This is a genomic window from Flavobacterium sp. GNP010, assembly GCF_056428945.1.
In genome coordinates, this window is the sequence record NZ_JBWJVK010000014.1 from 34877 (window position 1) to 51967 (window position 17091).

General features: G+C 37.3%; 14 protein-coding genes and 1 riboswitch. Of the genes, 13 read left to right on the plus strand and 1 reads right to left on the minus strand.

The annotated features are described in order from the left end of the window. Positions 1–20 precede the first annotated feature (20 nt). The 13 genes from AC061C_RS07775 to metF all read left to right on the plus strand — a co-directional run bounded on the left by AC061C_RS07775 (position 21) and on the right by metF (position 15803). Positions 21–431, plus strand: coding sequence for an RrF2 family transcriptional regulator (locus AC061C_RS07775; protein ID WP_144891578.1), 411 nt, complete (start codon positions 21–23; stop codon positions 429–431). Between the two features lie 114 nt (positions 432–545). Then, the gene (locus tag AC061C_RS07780; RefSeq protein ID WP_144891581.1) at positions 546–1448 is read left to right on the plus strand and encodes a sulfite exporter TauE/SafE family protein; all 903 of its coding nucleotides are present in this window, start codon (positions 546–548) and stop codon (positions 1446–1448) included. Between the two features lie 11 nt (positions 1449–1459). Continuing rightward, positions 1460–2200, plus strand: coding sequence for a phosphoadenylyl-sulfate reductase (locus AC061C_RS07785; protein WP_478290729.1), 741 nt, complete (start codon positions 1460–1462; stop codon positions 2198–2200). Positions 2201–2258: 58 nt separating this feature from the next. Then, complete coding sequence (gene cysD, locus AC061C_RS07790) at positions 2259–3158, plus strand: sulfate adenylyltransferase subunit CysD (RefSeq protein WP_144891585.1); 900 nt, start codon at positions 2259–2261, stop codon at positions 3156–3158. 97 nt (positions 3159–3255) lie between these two features. Further along, complete coding sequence (locus AC061C_RS07795) at positions 3256–4500, plus strand: sulfate adenylyltransferase subunit 1 (RefSeq protein WP_478290694.1); 1245 nt, start codon at positions 3256–3258, stop codon at positions 4498–4500. Between the two features lie 178 nt (positions 4501–4678). Beyond that, positions 4679–6772, plus strand: coding sequence for a ferredoxin-like domain-containing protein (locus AC061C_RS07800; protein WP_478290695.1), 2094 nt, complete (start codon positions 4679–4681; stop codon positions 6770–6772). After that, positions 6762–7556: a uroporphyrinogen-III C-methyltransferase gene (cobA, locus tag AC061C_RS07805; RefSeq protein WP_417947170.1), complete on the plus strand. Its 795-nt coding sequence runs from the start codon at positions 6762–6764 to the stop codon at positions 7554–7556. Before AC061C_RS07800 ends, cobA begins: the two co-directional genes overlap by 11 nt. Next, on the plus strand, positions 7543–8121 hold the full coding sequence (locus AC061C_RS07810; RefSeq protein WP_478290696.1) for a precorrin-2 dehydrogenase/sirohydrochlorin ferrochelatase family protein: 579 nt from the start codon (positions 7543–7545) through the stop codon (positions 8119–8121). Before cobA ends, AC061C_RS07810 begins: the two co-directional genes overlap by 14 nt. Before the next feature lie 206 nt (positions 8122–8327). Next, entirely contained in the window at positions 8328–9380 is a 1053-nt protein-coding gene (locus AC061C_RS07815) for an NAD(P)/FAD-dependent oxidoreductase (RefSeq protein WP_417947168.1), read from the plus strand. Between the two features lie 169 nt (positions 9381–9549). Further along, positions 9550–9669: riboswitch (SAM riboswitch) on the plus strand. A 250-nt stretch (positions 9670–9919) separates the two neighbouring features. Further along, entirely contained in the window at positions 9920–10921 is a 1002-nt protein-coding gene (locus AC061C_RS07820) for a homocysteine S-methyltransferase family protein (protein ID WP_478290697.1), read from the plus strand. A gap of 249 nt (positions 10922–11170) precedes the next feature. Then, complete coding sequence (locus AC061C_RS07825; protein WP_478290698.1) at positions 11171–11389, plus strand: hypothetical protein; 219 nt, start codon at positions 11171–11173, stop codon at positions 11387–11389. Positions 11390–12083: 694 nt separating this feature from the next. Beyond that, complete coding sequence (metH, locus tag AC061C_RS07830) at positions 12084–14765, plus strand: methionine synthase (protein ID WP_478290699.1); 2682 nt, start codon at positions 12084–12086, stop codon at positions 14763–14765. Between the two features lie 81 nt (positions 14766–14846). Next, a complete protein-coding gene (gene metF / locus AC061C_RS07835) occupies positions 14847–15803 on the plus strand; it encodes a methylenetetrahydrofolate reductase [NAD(P)H] (protein ID WP_478290700.1) in 957 nt (318 codons plus the stop codon). 205 nt (positions 15804–16008) lie between these two features. On the opposite strand, the gene gldA is transcribed toward metF, so the two are convergent. Next, the gene (gldA, locus tag AC061C_RS07840) at positions 16009–16905 is read right to left on the minus strand and encodes a gliding motility-associated ABC transporter ATP-binding subunit GldA (RefSeq protein ID WP_478290701.1); all 897 of its coding nucleotides are present in this window, start codon (positions 16903–16905) and stop codon (positions 16009–16011) included. Positions 16906–17091 lie beyond the last annotated feature (186 nt).

Here is a 17091-nt window from a genome sequence, read left to right on the forward strand (position 1 = left end):
TACAATTCTAAAACAGTAAAATGCTCTCAAAAAAAACAAAATACGGTATAAAAGCATTGACCTTTTTGGCTCGCCGAGAAGACCAAACTCCTGTTGCGATTGCGGATATTGCTAAATCTGAAAACATCTCGCTCAAATTTTTAGAGAGTATTTTATTGTTGTTGCGTCATTCCGGTTTTCTGGGAGCCAAAAAAGGAAAAGGCGGCGGTTATTACTTGATAAAAGAACCGAAAGACATCAGCATGGCCAAAGTGTATCGCATTCTGGAAGGGCCAATTGCTTTGTTGCCGTGTGCCAGTCATAATTTTTATGAGCCTTGTGACGATTGCACCGATGAAGCCACTTGTGCAGTTCGTAAATTAATGACGGAGGTGCGTGATAATACGCTTATGGTTTTGGAAAATAATAGTTTAGCAGATATTGCATTTTAAGTTTTAATTAGAAAAAATGTTTTGTAATTAAAGTAAATATATTATTTTTGCAAAATAACCTAGTAACCCGATAGGGTAATAGTTTTTATATTGAATTTTGTTGAATTGAAAGGAATGGATAAAGAATTAAAAGTGAATAATAATACCGAAAGCCCTGCTACAAGTTTTGTAGAACGATTATGGGTTCTTGTTCCTGCAATTTTATTGATAGGATTATTGGCAACGTTAGTGTACAACCACCATGATGAATTTTCAGTGGATGGCTTGATAGCTGGCTTTGATCAAGAGTTTTTAATTTTTTTCTGTATTGGCGTATTTGCACAATTAGTAGATGGAACGTTAGGAATGGGTTACGGAGCAACTTCAACTTCATTTTTATTAGCGTACGGAATTCCGCCTGCTATTAGTAGTACAGGTGTTCACGTTGCTGAAATGTTTACAACTGGAGCTTCGGCAATTTCACACCATCGTTTTGGAAATATCAACAAAAAACTAGTAAGACATTTGTTAATTCCAGGTGTTTTGGGTTCTATTACTGGAGCCTATTTGTTGTCGGATGTGATTGATGGAGAAGTGATAAAACCATTTATCGCTTTGTACATGATTGGGTTGGCAGTCATCATTATTAGGAAAGCATTAAAAAAGAATCTGGTAAAAAAGAAAACTAAAAAACTAGGTATTCTGGCAACTTTTGGAGGTTTTATGGATGCTGTAGGAGGCGGAGGATGGGGACCGATAGTGACTTCTACTTTATTAGGAAATGGAAGAAATCCAAGATATACAATTGGTTCGGTGAATGCAGCAGAGTTTGCAGTAGCTTTTTCAAGTGGAGTAACATTTATGCTTTTTGGAGGTATTCAAGGATGGCAAGTAATAATTGGATTGATTTTAGGAGGTGTAATGGCAGCTCCATTAGCCGCATTTTTAGTCAATAAAATTCCAAGAAAATCAATGATGATATTAGTGGGTGTTTTAATTATTCTTTTGAGTTTAAAAACATTATCAAAACTGCTGTAAAACGAAATAAGATTATGAGTAAAGAATTAGTAGCGGCATTAGTAGAGCGTACAAAAGTCCTTAGTTTGGAGGAAACGTTTGTTTATTTAGCTGCAGAATACAAAGATAAAGTTGTTTTTTCAACTTCTTTTGGTCAAGAAGATCAGGTGGTTACGGCAATGATTGCCAACAGTGATGCTGGGGTTAAAATTTTTACATTGGACACAGGTCGATTGTTTCAAGAGACCTACGATGTTTTTCATAAAACCCAAAAAAAATACAATCAACATATTAAAGTATTTTTTCCAGAGGCAGCAGCAGTAGAAAATTTATTGGAAACTAAAGGACCTAATAGTTTTTACGAATCGGTTGAGAATAGAAAAGAATGTTGCTCCATTCGTAAAGTAGTGCCTTTGCGCAAAGCTTTAAAAGGAAATACCGTCTGGATTACAGGATTAAGAGCAGAGCAATCCGAAAACAGAAATGATTTAGACTTATTTGAATACGATGCACATTTTGACATTATTAAATTCAATCCACTCTTAAAATGGACTTTGCAAGAAGTAGAAGATTATTTAGAAAAAAATAATGTACCACAAAATACATTGCACAAAAAAGGATTTGTAAGCATCGGTTGTGCGCCCTGTACAAGAGCCATCACTCCAGATGAAGACATCAGAGCTGGAAGATGGTGGTGGGAATCTAGCCATAAAGAATGTGGGTTGCATAGCCCCCTAGCCCCCAAAGGGGGAATTAACGAAGTGAAAAATTAATAATAACAAAATAAATACCCCAACAGTTCCCCCTTCGGGGGTTAGGGGGCCGATAGATATGAGTGCACAATTAAAAACAAACGCTTTAGAAAGCGAAGCGATATACATTTTCAGAGAGGTAATTTCTCAGTTTGACAAACCGGTATTGCTTTTTTCGGGTGGAAAAGATTCGATTACCTTAGTTCGCTTGGCGCAAAAAGCTTTTTTTCCAGCTAAAATTCCGTTCCCATTGTTGCACGTAGACACTGGGCATAATTTTCCTGAAACCATTGAGTTCAGAGACAAATTGGTAGCGGAACTAGGATTGGAGTTAATCGTGCGCAATGTACAAGACGCGATTGATCAAGGAAAAGTTGTCGAAGAAACCGGAAAATATTCCAGCAGAAACAGCTTGCAAACCACAACACTTTTAGATGCTATCGAAGAATTCAAATTTGATGCGTGTATTGGTGGAGCGCGTCGTGACGAGGAAAAAGCTAGAGCCAAAGAACGAATTTTTTCGGTGCGTGATGATTTTGGTCAATGGGACGAAAAAAATCAGCGTCCTGAATTATTCGATTTGTTGAACGGAAAAATAGAGAATGGTCAAAACGTACGTGTTTTTCCAATTTCCAACTGGACCGAGCTAGATGTGTGGAGTTACATCGAACAAGAGCAAATTGAAATTCCATCGATTTATTTTTCGCATAAGCGTAAAGTATTCTTACGTGATGGTATGATTTGGTCACATTCTCCATTTGTATACCAAGAAGAAAACGAAGAAATCGTGGAACGCATTGTTCGTTTTAGAACCGTAGGTGATATGAGTTGTACAGCAGCAGTTGATTCTTATGCAGCAACAATTTCTGAAGTGGTGGGCGAAATTAGATCTTCAACAATTTCAGAAAGAGGTGCTAGAATTGATGACAAACGTTCGGAAGCAGCGATGGAAAAAAGAAAACAACAAGGGTATTTTTAGAATACCAATTGAAAGATTTAAGGATTTAAAAATTAAAAGATTTAAGGTAAGGAGTTTTTAAAACTTGAAACTTTAAACCTGAAACAAAAATAGTAGAATGGAAGTTTTAAAAATAGCAACAGCAGGAAGTGTAGATGACGGTAAGAGTACCTTAATTGGGAGGTTATTGTATGATACGCAATCGTTGACAACAGATAAATTAGAAGCAATAGAAAAAAGCAGCAAGCAAAAAGGCTATGATTATTTAGATTTTTCGTTGGCTACAGACGGTTTAGTGGCCGAAAGAGAACAAGGGATTACCATTGATGTGGCGCATATTTATTTTTCGACAGCCAAGAAAAGTTATATCATTGCTGATACGCCTGGCCATGTAGAGTATACGCGAAACATGGTTACCGGAGCTTCAACTTCGCAAGTGTCAATCATTTTAATTGATGCTCGTAAAGGCGTAATTGAGCAAACCTACCGCCACTTTTTTATCAATAATTTATTGAGAGTAAAAGAGGTCATTGTGGCGATCAACAAAATGGATTTAGTAGATTATTCAGAAGAAGTTTTTAATAAAATCAAAACGGATTTTGAAGCCTTAAATGCTAAAAGTACGTTCAAAGAACAAAACGTGAGTTACATTCCGTTAAGTGCTTTGACAGGTGATAATGTAGTAGAATCATTAGGAGGAATGCCTTGGTACCAGGGACAGACGATCTTACAACATCTTGAAGAGTTAGAGCCAGCTGATGTTTACGAAAAAGGAAAAGCGCGTTTCCCCGTTCAAACCGTAATCCGACCAAAAACCGAAGAATACCACGATTTTAGAGGTTATGCTGGAAAACTGTATGGTAATAATATCAAAGTAGGTGATGCTGTAACGGTGCTGCCTTCTTTAACCGAATCAGTGGTGACAAATATTCATTTTTTTGACAAGCAATTTGAGGAAGCAGCTGTGGGTTCTTCAATCACAATTGAATTAGGAAATGATATCAATGTGACCAGAGGCGACATGATTGTAAAATCATCTGAATTGCCAAAAGTAGAAAAGGACATCAACACCACCGTATGCTGGATGGACAGTAAAAAGTTAGTTCCTGGTGCCAAATATTTTGTACAACACAATACCAACAGAGTTTTGGCTAAGATTGACAGTGTGAAAAATGTGATTGCAACTGATTTCTCAGGAACTACAGAAGCCTCTCAACTTGCCATCAATGAAATTGGCGAGGTGAACATCAAATTAAGCAAAGCCATTTATTTTGATGCTTACAACGATAATAAATCAAACGGGGCATTCATCTTAATAGATGCAACAACCAACACAACGGCAGGAGTGGGATTTATAAAATAGTCCTCACCTCTCCCTCTACTTCGGGACTCCCCGAAGTAGAGGGAGCTAGAACCATAATAATGTTGGTTTTGAGTTTTTGTAAAATATAAAGTAAAAAGTAAAAAAATAAATAAATACATACCAGACTTGGCTCCCCCTCCTTCGGAGGGGGCTGGGGGGAGGATAAACATAACTACAAATGGAAAGTTTTAGAACCGAAATTGAAGATCCGATTGTTCAAAAAGACATAATCGATTTAGAAAGAAAAATTGCTTTATTCCGTGACGGAAAAATTGATGACGAGCGTTTTCGTAGTCTGCGTTTAGCACGCGGCGTTTACGGGCAGCGTCAGGAAGGCGTACAAATGATTCGTATCAAATTGCCTTTTGGTAAAGTAACTAGCGAGCAACTCTTTCGAATTACAAAAGTTTCTGATGAGTATTCAACAGGACGTTTGCACATTACAACACGTCAGGATATCCAAATTCATTATGTGAGTTTAGATAGAACACCGCAACTTTGGGCCGAACTAGAAAAAAATGATGTTACCTTAAGAGAAGCTTGTGGAAACACAGTTCGAAATATTACCGCAAGCGAAACAGCAGGAATTGATCCAGAGGAACCTTTTGATGTTTCTCCGTATGCGCATGCCATGTTTCAGTTTTTCTTGAGAAATCCGGTTTGTCAGGAAATGGGACGTAAATTCAAAATGTCGTTTTCATCCTCTGATAAAGATACAGGTTTGAGTTATTTACACGATTTAGGATTTATTCCAAAAATTATAAACGGTGTAAAAGGTTTCAAAGTAATGTTAGGTGGAGGATTAGGTTCACAACCTAGTCATGCCGAATTGCTGACAGAGTTTATTCCGGCCAATCAAATCATTCCAACTACCGAAGGGATTTTAAGAATTTTTGACCGCTACGGTGAAAGAGCCAAACGTTTAAAAGCGCGTTTGAAATTTTTGTTGAAAGAAATAGGGAAAGACGAGTTTTTACGATTGGTAGACGAAGAGAAAAAAGCGTTGTCACTGCATACAGTCGAAATTGATACCACTGCTTTTGAGGGAGCTATTGCAGCGCCATTATTAGAAGTTCCAAAAGTCGAAATTGAAGATACTACAGCTTTCGAAGCTTGGAAAAAATCGAATGTAATTCCGCAAAAACAAGCTGGTTATGTAGCCATCGGAATCAAAGTACAATTAGGTGATTTTTATACCGATAAAGCTAGAGAACTGGCTCATTTGATCAAAAATTATGCAGCAAACGAATTGCGTTTTACGTTGCGTCAAGATATTTTAATTCGCCATGTAAAAGAGGAAAACCTTCCTTTCTTTTACCAAGAATTGGCCAAACTCGATTTTGTAAAGGTAGGCTATAACAGTATTTCTGATATAACAGCTTGTCCTGGAACCGACACCTGTAACTTAGGAATTGCGAGCAGCACTGGAATTGCAGTAGAGTTAGAACGCGTTTTAAATACTGAATATCCACAATACAGCAACAACCGCGAAATTACCATTAAAATTAGTGGTTGTATGAATGCTTGTGGGCAACATAATATGGCCGAAATCGGCTTTCAAGGCATGTCAATCAATGCTGGTAAATTAGTAGCGCCAGCGTTACAAGTTTTGTTAGGTGGAGGAAACTTAGGAAACGGAAACGGAAGATTCTCTGATAAAGTAATCAAAATCCCCAGCCGAAGAGGACCGGATGCTTTGCGATTGATTTTAAATGATTTCGAAGCTAATGCAAACGGACAATCGTTCTTGAATTATTATGACGCTCAAGGCGAAAAATATTTCTACGAATTTTTAAAACCATTAGCCGATCTAACCAATCTTACCGAAGCTGATTTTGTAGATTGGGGTAATGCTGATAATTACGTAAAAGCCGTAGGAGTTGGTGAATGCGCCGGAGTTGTGATTGATTTAGTGGCGACATTACTTCTAGAAGCAAAAGACAAATTAACGTATGCACAAGAAGCGTATGAAGAATCAAAATGGTCAGATGCCATTTACCATTCGTATGCTGGTTTTGTTAATGGTGCCAAAGCGTTATTGCTTGCCGAAAACCAAAAAACAAATCACCAAGCAGGAATCATCGATTTATTTGATACCGTTTTCGTAGAAACAAACAAAATTCAATTGCCAACAACCTTGAAACAGCTAGTGTTTCAAATCAGAGATAATGAACCTACTCCAGAATTTGCTCAAAAATACAGACAAGAAGCCATTGCTTTTTTTGAAACTATAGAAGCATTTAGAGCCAAAGATCTACAAGATGAAAAATAAAAGAGAACCTCAAGTAACACTGGTAGGCGCTGGTCCAGGTGATCCAGATTTACTTACTATCAAAGGAGCAAAGGCGCTGGCTGAGGCAAATGTGGTTTTGTATGATGCCCTAGCAAATGAAGAATTATTGTCCTATGCTCCTAAAAAAGCACTTAAAATATTTGTGGGAAAACGAAAAGGTTCACATGAATATACGCAAGAGGAAATCAATCAATTGATAGTAGACAATGCACTTACGTATGGAAATGTGGTTCGGTTAAAAGGTGGCGATCCATTTATTTTTGGTCGGGGTAGCGAAGAAATAGAGTTCGTAGAGAGTTTTGGAATCCCTACCTTTGTAGTTCCGGGTATTTCTTCATCGATTGCGGTTCCAGCTTCGCAAGGTATTTCGTTAACAAAAAGAGGCGTTTCAGAAAGTTTTTGGGTGATTACGGGAACCACTTCGGCAAGAAAATTGTCAACAGATGTTGCTTTAGCGGCACAATCTACAGCAACTGTTGTGATTTTGATGGGCATGAGTAAGTTAGATCAGATTGTAGCTTTGTTCCAAAAAGAGTCGAAAGGCGAGATGCCTGTTGCCATTATTCAAAACGGAACAACGGCAGCAGAGAAAGTAGGAATTGGCACTGTAAATACTATTCAATCAGTTGTTGCAGCTAAAAGTTTAAGTTCGCCAGCTATAATTGTTATCGGAGAAGTGGTAAGAGATGCGAAACGAAATGCTGCTTTTTACAAGGAATTAAAATCACAGCACAACCAGGTTTTGGCTTATGGAAAAGAATGAATTATATCCCATCTTTTTGAAATTACACAATCTTAACACTCTAATTGTGGGTGGTGGAAATGTGGGATTAGAAAAATTATCTTTTTTGTTAAAATCGAGTCCAAACGCTATTGTTGAGGTAGTCGCACCGCGATTTTTACCTGAATTAGAAACTTTGGCGGCAAGCCATGAATCAGTAAAACTCACGTACAAAAGGTTTAATCGCTGGATGCTCCGCAATCGCCACATGGTCATTGCTTGTACCGATGATTTGAAAGTGAACAAACGGATTTATGATTTGTCGCGAAAAAGATTTTTAATTTGCAACATTGCAGATACACCACCGCTCTGCGATTATTATTTAGGAGGAATTGTCACAAAAGGGCATGTAAAAATTGCGATTTCGACCAACGGAAAATCACCTACAACTGCCAAGCGATTGCGCGAGTTTTTTGAAGAAGTTATTCCAGAAGACATCAATGCAATGGTCGAAAATTTGAATGAATATCGCAAAACCTTGAAAGGAAATTTTGAAGAGAAAGTTCAAAAAATGAATGAAATAACAGCAACATTGAAAGGTCTTTAAAAATAGATTGATAATAGCTATACTTCAAAAAATACTAAAAACTAACTTGTACTAGTTCTTAATAATAGTTTTTCGTTTTTTTTGATAATGATAATAATGATATTTGCATTGAATTAATATTCAGGCATTTTTTTTGAAAAATAGTAAATAAAATAACACTTTCCTTGAATTACATTGTTGGAAATTTAAGGACTAATTAAAACAAAATGATTAAAACAGACATACTAATTATTGGAGCAGGACCTACAGGTTTATTTGCAGTATTTGAAGCAGGATTATTAAAATTAAAATGCCATATTCTAGATGCCTTGCCACAAGCAGGCGGACAGTTATCTGAGTTGTATCCTAAAAAACCTATTTATGATATTCCTGGTTTTCCAGAAGTATTGGCTGGCGATTTAGTAGATAATTTAATGGAACAAATTAAGCAGTTCGAACCGGGATTTACCTTGGGAGAACGTGCCGAAACAATAGAAAAACAAGAAGATGGTACGTTTATCGTAACTTCAAACAAAGGAAAAAAATTCCACGCTCCTGTCATTGCTATCGCTGGAGGATTAGGTAGTTTTGAACCAAGAAAACCATTGATCGAGGATATCGAATTTTATGAAGACAAAGGAATCAAGTATTTCATTAAAAATCCAGAAAAATTCAGAGATAAAAAAGTAGTAATCGCTGGAGGTGGCGATTCTGCTCTAGATTGGAGTATCTTTTTGTCAAATGTAGCTTCAGAAGTGACTTTGATTCACCGTCGCAACGAGTTTCGTGGTGCTTTAGATTCTGTAGAAAAAGTACAGGAATTGAAAAATTCTGGTAAAATAAAAATGATTACTCCGGGAGAAGTTGTGGGATTGAAAGGTGCAGAACATCTTGAAGCGGTTGTAGTCGAGGAAAACGGTGCACAACGAACCATCGAAACCGATTATTTTATTCCGCTTTTTGGTCTTACGCCAAAGTTAGGTCCTATTGGAGACTGGGGATTGGAAATCGAAAAAAATGCCATAAAAGTCAATAATTCATTGGATTACCAAACCAATATTCCGGGAATTTTCGCTATTGGTGACGTAAATACCTATCCGGGGAAACTGAAATTGATTCTTTGCGGATTCCACGAAGCCACTTTAATGTGTCAGGCAGCGTACCAAATCATTAATCCAGGCAAGCGTTATGTTTTGAAATATACTACTGTTTCTGGCGTAGATGGTTTTGATGGTACACGTAAAGAAGCTCCAAAAGCTGTAGTGAAAGCCATAGTCTAAAAAGGTGCTGAGATACAAAGGTTCTGAGTTGCGAAGGTTGGTTAAAATCTTTGCAATTCAGAACCTTTTTATTTAAACGTTTTGCAACAAACTCCGCTAGAAACTTTAAAAAAAAACTTGCAATTGTTAGCGCTTTGTCTTTTCTTTGTAGTGTTCCTATATTTATTGAAAGTTATCACGAAAGGCGGAGGGAAAGACCCAATGAAACCTTAGCAACCCTTTATCTTTAAAGAAGGTGCTACATTCTACTTTATGTTGAACTTGTTTCAATATCTAAGATAGATAACACAAGAATACTTCCACAGTATTTCTCAAACCTTTTCTTGACAACGTATCGATTTTTTTTAGAGCAGATTAATGGCGCTTTTCAGTCATAATCGTTCCTGCTGTACGCTATATCTTTTTATTCGCCGAAAAAAGGCGAATAAAAAGGATGCCGCTGCCATCAGGGCTAAAAAGAAAAATAGTGAACTTTTGGAAATACTAATCAAAAGTAAAAATCACCATTTCAAATTGTGATTTACAAGAAATAGAAAGTTATGTCAAGCATTCACGAAGCCATTACAAAAAACATACTTATCCTTGATGGAGCTATGGGAACCATGTTGCAACGGTACAATTTCTCCGAAGAAGATTTTAGAGGAGAACGTTTCAAAGATTTTCCGCATTCGCTAAAAGGAAACAACGATTTATTGTCGCTCACTCAACCACAAGCTATAAAAGACGTTCACGCCGCTTATTTTGACGCTGGAGCTGATATTGTTGAAACCAATACCTTCTCAGGAACCACCATCGGTATGGCTGATTACCATCTTGAAGAATATGTATATGAATTGAACTATGAGTCGGCAAAATTGGCCCGCGAAGTAGCTGATGAATTTACCACCAAAAATCCAGACAAACCTCGTTTTGTAGCGGGTTCCATTGGTCCTACGAACAGAACAGCAAGCATGTCACCAGATGTAAACGATCCAGGATACAGAGCCGTAACTTTTGATGATTTGCGCATTGCGTACAAGCAACAAGTAGAAGCGCTTATGGATGGTGGTTGCGATTTACTTTTGGTAGAAACTATTTTTGATACCTTAAATGCCAAAGCAGCACTTTTTGCCATTGAAGAAGTAAAAGAAGAACGCAATCGTGATATTCCAATTATGGTTTCAGGAACGATAACTGATGCTTCAGGAAGAACACTTTCGGGACAAACGGTAGAGGCTTTCTTAGTTTCGGTATCGCACATACCATTGTTGAGTGTAGGTTTCAATTGCGCACTTGGTGCCGATTTATTAAAACCGTATTTACAAACCTTGTCACAAAACACTTCGTTCAACGTATCTGCGCATCCTAATGCAGGATTGCCCAACGCTTTTGGAGAATACGATGAAACACCAGAACAGATGCAAGCTTTTATCAAAGAATATCTAGATGATAATTTAGTCAACATCATAGGTGGTTGTTGCGGAACAACACCTGCCCACATCAAGTTAATCGCTGAAATCGCAAAGGAGTATAAACCGAGAGTTTCTTCTGCGGTGATGTAGTTTTAAGATAATTTAGTTTATATAAAAATGGAGGAAAAGACTACTGATAAATTTAAGAATTTGAAATGGGTACTGATATTCACTCTCATCTTTTCAGTACTTTATATTTTGTTTGACAATTCAAGAACAACAAAGTTTAATAAGTACAAAGAAACATTTAAGGGCGAGGCAATTGGTTTAACAACGAATTTTAAAGAGGTCGGTAGACATAGGTTATTAATCTATTGCTTTTATGTGAACGGTAAGGTTATGTCAAAGAGAAAGACAATAGGTGGAAATGAAATTCTGAACAAGTTTTACAAAGTGAAATATGATTTAAATAATCCTAAAGGGAATTACATTTTTTTAGATCAAGAACTGAAGCCTGATTCCCTTACTCTTGTTAAAAATGGTTTTACTTGGACTAAATATTATGTATACGATGGAAATGTAACTAGCAAATATCTAGAAAAATCAAAATGGCAGTGATTTTACACAGGAGATTTTTTTTAACACATTTATTGCACACGTGAATCGATATAAAAGGAAATAGTTTTATTCAGCGATAAAACTCAATTTGAAGTTTATTTGTCATTCTGAGGAACGAAGAATCTTTGTTAATTGAGCAACTTGTTAAGATTCTTCGTTCCTCAGAATGACAAAAAAGAGGACGATGTTTAAAGATTTGCTGTATGAGATTGCTTCGTTCCTCGCAATGACATAGAAGATACAAAAACCAGCTGTTCAAAAGTGTTCTTTTAAAAAAGTACGTTCTTTAAAATACGGATGCTCTGCGAAGTCTCGAGACTTCGTAGCTATTCCAAAAATTAACAAAAGTGAGCAACTAATGTGGTTGCTTCGTTTCTCGTAATGACATACGAGAAGCTGAAATAAATAAGTCCAATAGGGACGACCCATTTTGTAGCAACGGATTTTAATCCGTTGAAAAAAGGAATTCATACCGTTGTTAATTATAAAACGGCATCGTTTGGTTGAAACAAAAAGGATCTTACAATGCACAAGACTCGCGTGAGGGATAGTAGCGGCATCCTTTTGTGCAGCGATAGCGGAACAAAAGATATAGCGTATAGCCCGTTCGCCGCGGCGAACCCGCCCAAATAATAAAAAAACAAGTTACTCCAACACGGTTTTTGAAACCCTGCAGGAACAAATACAATAGAAAATGGCAGTAGCAGAGAAAAGAAGAAACTTAATTTTATCAGGATTAGAGCCTTTAATAATTACACCCGAAAGTGTTTTTGTGAACGTAGGGGAACGAACCAATGTGACGGGTTCGCGAAAATTTCTTCGATTGATTAAGGAAGAGAAATACGATGAGGCGCTTGATATTGCACGGGAGCAAGTAGATGGTGGTGCCCAAATCATTGATATTAATATGGATGAGGGATTGCTCGATGGAGTGTATGCCATGACAAAATTCCTGAACTTAATAGCCGCAGAGCCCGATATTTCTCGTGTGCCTATTATGATTGATAGCTCAAAATGGGAAATTATTGAAGCAGGCTTGAAGGTGGTACAAGGGAAAAGTGTGGTAAATTCTATTTCGCTGAAAGAAGGTGAGGAAGCTTTTATTGCACATGCTAAATTGATAAAACGTTATGGTGCTGCTGTAATTATCATGGCTTTTGACGAGAAAGGTCAGGCAGATAATTACGAGCGTCGCATAGAAATATGTCAACGCTCGTATGACATTATGGTGCACAAAGTGGGTTTTCCTCCGCAGGATATTATTTTTGATTTGAATGTTTTTCCAGTAGCGACAGGAATGGAAGAACACCGATTGAATGCTTTGGATTTCTTTAGAGGGACTAAATGGGTACGCGAAAATTTACCGCACGCTCACATAAGTGGCGGCGTAAGTAATGTGTCGTTTTCGTTTAGAGGGAATGATACTGTTCGAGAAGCGATGCATTCGGTTTTCTTGTATCATGCGATCCAAAACGGAATGACGATGGGGATTGTAAACCCAGAAATGCTATCGATATATGATGAGATTCCGAAAGATTTATTAGAGCATGTTGAAGATGTGATTCTGGACAGGCGTGACGATGCCACAGAACGTTTACTCGATTTTGCCGAGAATGTTAAGGGCGATGTAAAAAATATTGAAAAAGCGATTTTAGAATGGCGATCAGGAACGGTGCAAGAACGAATTACACATTCGCTTGTAAAAGGGGTCGATCAATTTATTGAAGAAGATGTTGAGGAAGCCAGACAAGCAGCCGCAAAACCGATTGAAGTAATCGAAATCAACTTGATGACTGGTATGAATGTAGTGGGCGATTTATTTGGCTCGGGAAAAATGTTTTTGCCGCAAGTAGTAAAATCGGCACGTGTAATGAAAAAAGCGGTGGCGTATCTACTTCCTTACATAGAAGCCGCTAAGCAAGTTGGAGACAAGTCGGGGAACGGAAAAATCCTGATGGCTACTGTAAAAGGGGACGTTCACGACATTGGAAAAAATATTGTTTCGGTAGTTTTGGCGTGCAACAATTATGAGATTGTTGACCTTGGTGTCATGGTGCCTCCAGAGAAAATTATTGCAGCAGCTATAGAACACAACGTTGATATTATTGGTCTTAGCGGATTGATTACTCCATCGCTGGACGAAATGGTTTATCTGGCTAAGGAATTAGACAAATTGAACGTTCAGATTCCGATAATGATTGGAGGAGCAACAACCTCACGAGCACATACTGCTGTGAAAATTGCGCCACAATACAAGCAAACGGTAGTTCACGTAAACGATGCGTCTAGAGCGGTAACAGTGGCGGGTAATTTATTAGATCACAATCGAAAAATATATGCAAGCGATATTAGAGCCGAATATGATGCTTTTAGAGAAACCTTTTTAAACCGTTCTCGAGATAAAGACTATTTAACAATTGAACAAGCGCGTAAAAATAAATTACAACTGAATTGGGAAACCTATACTCCAAAAACTCCCAATTTTATAGGTACAAAAACTATCGAGGTGGATTTGGATGTTTTGGTTCCGTATATAGATTGGACACCCTTTTTTAGAACGTGGCAATTGTTTGGGAAATATCCGGCTATACTTACTGATGAAATTGTGGGCGAACAAGCAACATCTGTTTTTGCAGATGCACAACAAATGTTAGCTATTATTTTGAAAGAAAAGAAACTCTCTGCTAAAGGTATTTATGGCATTTTTCCAGCCAATCAAGTGAACGATGATGATGTTGAAATAAAAAATGGGGACGGGAAAGCACTAGAGAAATTTTTGACGTTACGTCAACAATCCCAAAAAACCAAAGGCGCTCCAAATATTGCCTTATCTGATTTTATTGCTCCAAAAGACAGCAAAATAGTAGATTATATGGGCTGTTTTTGTGTCACTACAGGTTTTGGTGTAGATGAATGGGCGGCTGAATTTGAAAGAGATTTAGACGATTACAATTCAATAATGGTGAAAGCATTGGCAGATCGTTTTGCAGAGGCCTTTGCCGAATATTTACACGAGCAAATTAGAAAGAATATTTGGGGGTATACTCCTGATGAAAACTTGAGTACAGAGGCGATGATTGATGAGGTTTACAAAGGAATTCGTCCTGCACCAGGCTATCCCGCGTGTCCCGACCATTTAGAAAAACCTACTATTTGGAAACTACTAAACGTAGCAGAAGAAATAGGAGTAACCTTGACAGAAAGTATGGCGATGTGGCCCGCTTCGTCCGTGTCAGGCTATTATTTTGCACATCCAGAAAGCAAGTATTTCGGACTGGGGAAAATAAAAGAAGATCAAGTAATAGATTACGCCAAACGCAGAAGTATTTCTACAGATAAAGCAATGAAGTGGTTGGGTCCAAATATAGCTGATTAGGAATTTTGTTTCAAGTTTAAGGTTTCAAGTTACTCGGGAGAACTTTAAACTTTAAACTTGGAACTTGAAACAAAAAATAAAATGAAAGTAACACAACACATAGAAGCAGCTAACGGAGAAACCTTATTCTCCTTTGAAATTATTCCGCCACAAAAAGGGAAAAGCATTCAGGAACTGTATGATAATATTGATCCCTTGATGGAGTTTAAACCGCCATTTATTGATGTAACGACCTCACGTGAGGAGTTTATTTATGTAGACAAAGGCAATGGTTTATTAGACAAAAAACTAACCAGAATGCGCCCTGGTACCTTGGGGATTTGTGCTTCAATAAAACATAAATACAACGTAGATACTGTTCCACATGTGCTTTGTGGGGGCTTCACGAAAGAGGAAACAGAATATTTATTAGTAGATTGTCATTATCTGGGTATCAATAATGTGATGGCGTTGCGCGGTGATGCTATGAAAGACGAACAATCTTTTGTTCCGAAAATGGGTGGAAATAGTCACGCAATAGATTTAGTGCAACAAATTAAATTATTGAATGAAGGCAAGTATTTGCATGAAGTTGTACACGTAGACAATAAAGCTGATTTCTGTATCGGAGTTGCGGGTTATCCTGAAAAACACTTGGAGTCTCCATCGCTACTTTCTGATTTGAAGAGACTTAAAGAAAAAGTTGACGGTGGCGCTGATTACGTGGTTACCCAAATGTTTTTTGATAATGCTAAATATTTTGATTTTGTTGCCAAAGCCAGAGAAATAGGTATTACAGTGCCTATTATTCCAGGTATCAAGCCATTGGCAGTGCACAGACATTTGCAAATTTTACCGCAAATTTTCAGGATCGATTTACCCGAAGATTTAATTGATGCCGTAGACAAATGCAAAACAAATGCTGATGTGAAACAAGTGGGGATCGAATGGGCTATTCAGCAATCACGCGAACTAAAGGCTGCTGGAGTTCCTGTTTTGCATTATTATTCGATGGGTAAGTCAGAAAATATTCGTCAAATTGCGAGTCAACTTTTTTAAAGTCATTGCGAGGAACGAAGCAATCCTACATTTTTGAAAGTTTCTAGTTCGCCTTGGTGAACTAGAAGCTTTTTTTATTGTCTTGTCATTCTGATGAAAGAGGAGCCACACTTGGTGAGATTCCTCCTTCGTCGGAATGACAAAGCCGAATTTTGTGTTTTAGCAGCGTTTGTTTTTTATTTGAAACATAACGGAACACTGCCAGCTATTTCGTAATCTCTCTAAACACCGCTTCTAAGTTTTTATTCTTCTGATTGAGTTGTAAGGTTTTCAAACCATTGTTTTGAGCAAAATCAAAAACTACAGAACGCATGTCTTTATCTGATTTAAAGGTCAGTTCCCACATCATATCGTGAATGTTTACATACGAAACAAGATTTTCAATTTTAGAAATCAATTGTTCCTCAACTTGAAAATCAAATTCTACTTCAATTACTTGTTCTTTATCTTCAGAAATTAAGTTATCTAGTTTTTTATCGGTAACAATTTTACCATTGTTGATGATAATTACACGATCACAAATGGCCTCAACCTCTTGCATGATATGTGTTGAAAGAAAAACAGTCTTTTCTTTCCCTACGTTTTTAATCACATTGCGAATTTCCATCAGCTGGTTCGGATCTAAACCAGTTGTAGGTTCGTCAAGAATCAATACATCAGGATTGTGCAGTAGCGCATTTGCTAAACCTACACGTTGGCGATATCCTTTAGATAATTGTGCGATTTTTTTATGACTTTCGGTACTTAAACCAGTGAGTTGAATTACTTCTTCAATTCGAGATTTGGCTACTTTATACACATCTGCGTTAAACGCTAAATATTCACGAACATACAAATCTAAATACAACGGATTGTGCTCCGGCAAATACCCAATAGCAAGTTGTACCGCTTTCTGGTTGGTGTTTACATTATGGCCGTTTACTAGAGCATCGCCTTCATCTGCATTGATATAAGTAGTCAATATTTTCATCAAAGTCGATTTTCCAGCGCCATTGGGACCTAAGAAACCAACGATTTCTCCTTTGTTAATGGAAAATGAAATGTTATCTAGTGCTTTTTGAGCACCATAGCTTTTGGATATGTTTCTTACCTCTATTGACATGATGAAATATTTGTTGCAAAAGTAAACAGAAAATCAATGAATTTGTTGTTACACGTCCTGCTAATTCCTAAATTATTTTTTGAATAAGAGTATCTATTCACTTGCAATACGGTATAAAAAGAGAAATGAGGTTACGAATCTAGCAATTAGATTTCTATATTTACGGTACGCTAAAAAAAGAGAAAT

Bases quoted from the DNA above. Each gene is read 5' to 3' on its own strand.
- AC061C_RS07800 (WP_478290695.1), top strand. From the start codon at position 4,679: ATGGAAAGTTTTAGAACCGAAATTGAAGATCCGATTGTTCAAAAAGAC.
- metH (WP_478290699.1), top strand. From the start codon at position 12,084: ATGGCAGTAGCAGAGAAAAGAAGAAACTTAATTTTATCAGGATTAGAG.
- cobA (WP_417947170.1), top strand. From the start codon at position 6,762: ATGAAAAATAAAAGAGAACCTCAAGTAACACTGGTAGGCGCTGGTCCA.
- cysD (WP_144891585.1), top strand. From the start codon at position 2,259: ATGAGTGCACAATTAAAAACAAACGCTTTAGAAAGCGAAGCGATATAC.
- gldA (WP_478290701.1), bottom strand. From the start codon at position 16,905: ATGTCAATAGAGGTAAGAAACATATCCAAAAGCTATGGTGCTCAAAAA.
- AC061C_RS07825 (WP_478290698.1), top strand. From the start codon at position 11,171: ATGTCAAAGAGAAAGACAATAGGTGGAAATGAAATTCTGAACAAGTTT.
- AC061C_RS07810 (WP_478290696.1), top strand. From the start codon at position 7,543: ATGGAAAAGAATGAATTATATCCCATCTTTTTGAAATTACACAATCTT.
- AC061C_RS07780 (WP_144891581.1), top strand. From the start codon at position 546: ATGGATAAAGAATTAAAAGTGAATAATAATACCGAAAGCCCTGCTACA.
- AC061C_RS07795 (WP_478290694.1), top strand. From the start codon at position 3,256: ATGGAAGTTTTAAAAATAGCAACAGCAGGAAGTGTAGATGACGGTAAG.
- AC061C_RS07775 (WP_144891578.1), top strand. From the start codon at position 21: ATGCTCTCAAAAAAAACAAAATACGGTATAAAAGCATTGACCTTTTTG.
- AC061C_RS07815 (WP_417947168.1), top strand. From the start codon at position 8,328: ATGATTAAAACAGACATACTAATTATTGGAGCAGGACCTACAGGTTTA.
- AC061C_RS07820 (WP_478290697.1), top strand. From the start codon at position 9,920: ATGTCAAGCATTCACGAAGCCATTACAAAAAACATACTTATCCTTGAT.
- metF (WP_478290700.1), top strand. From the start codon at position 14,847: ATGAAAGTAACACAACACATAGAAGCAGCTAACGGAGAAACCTTATTC.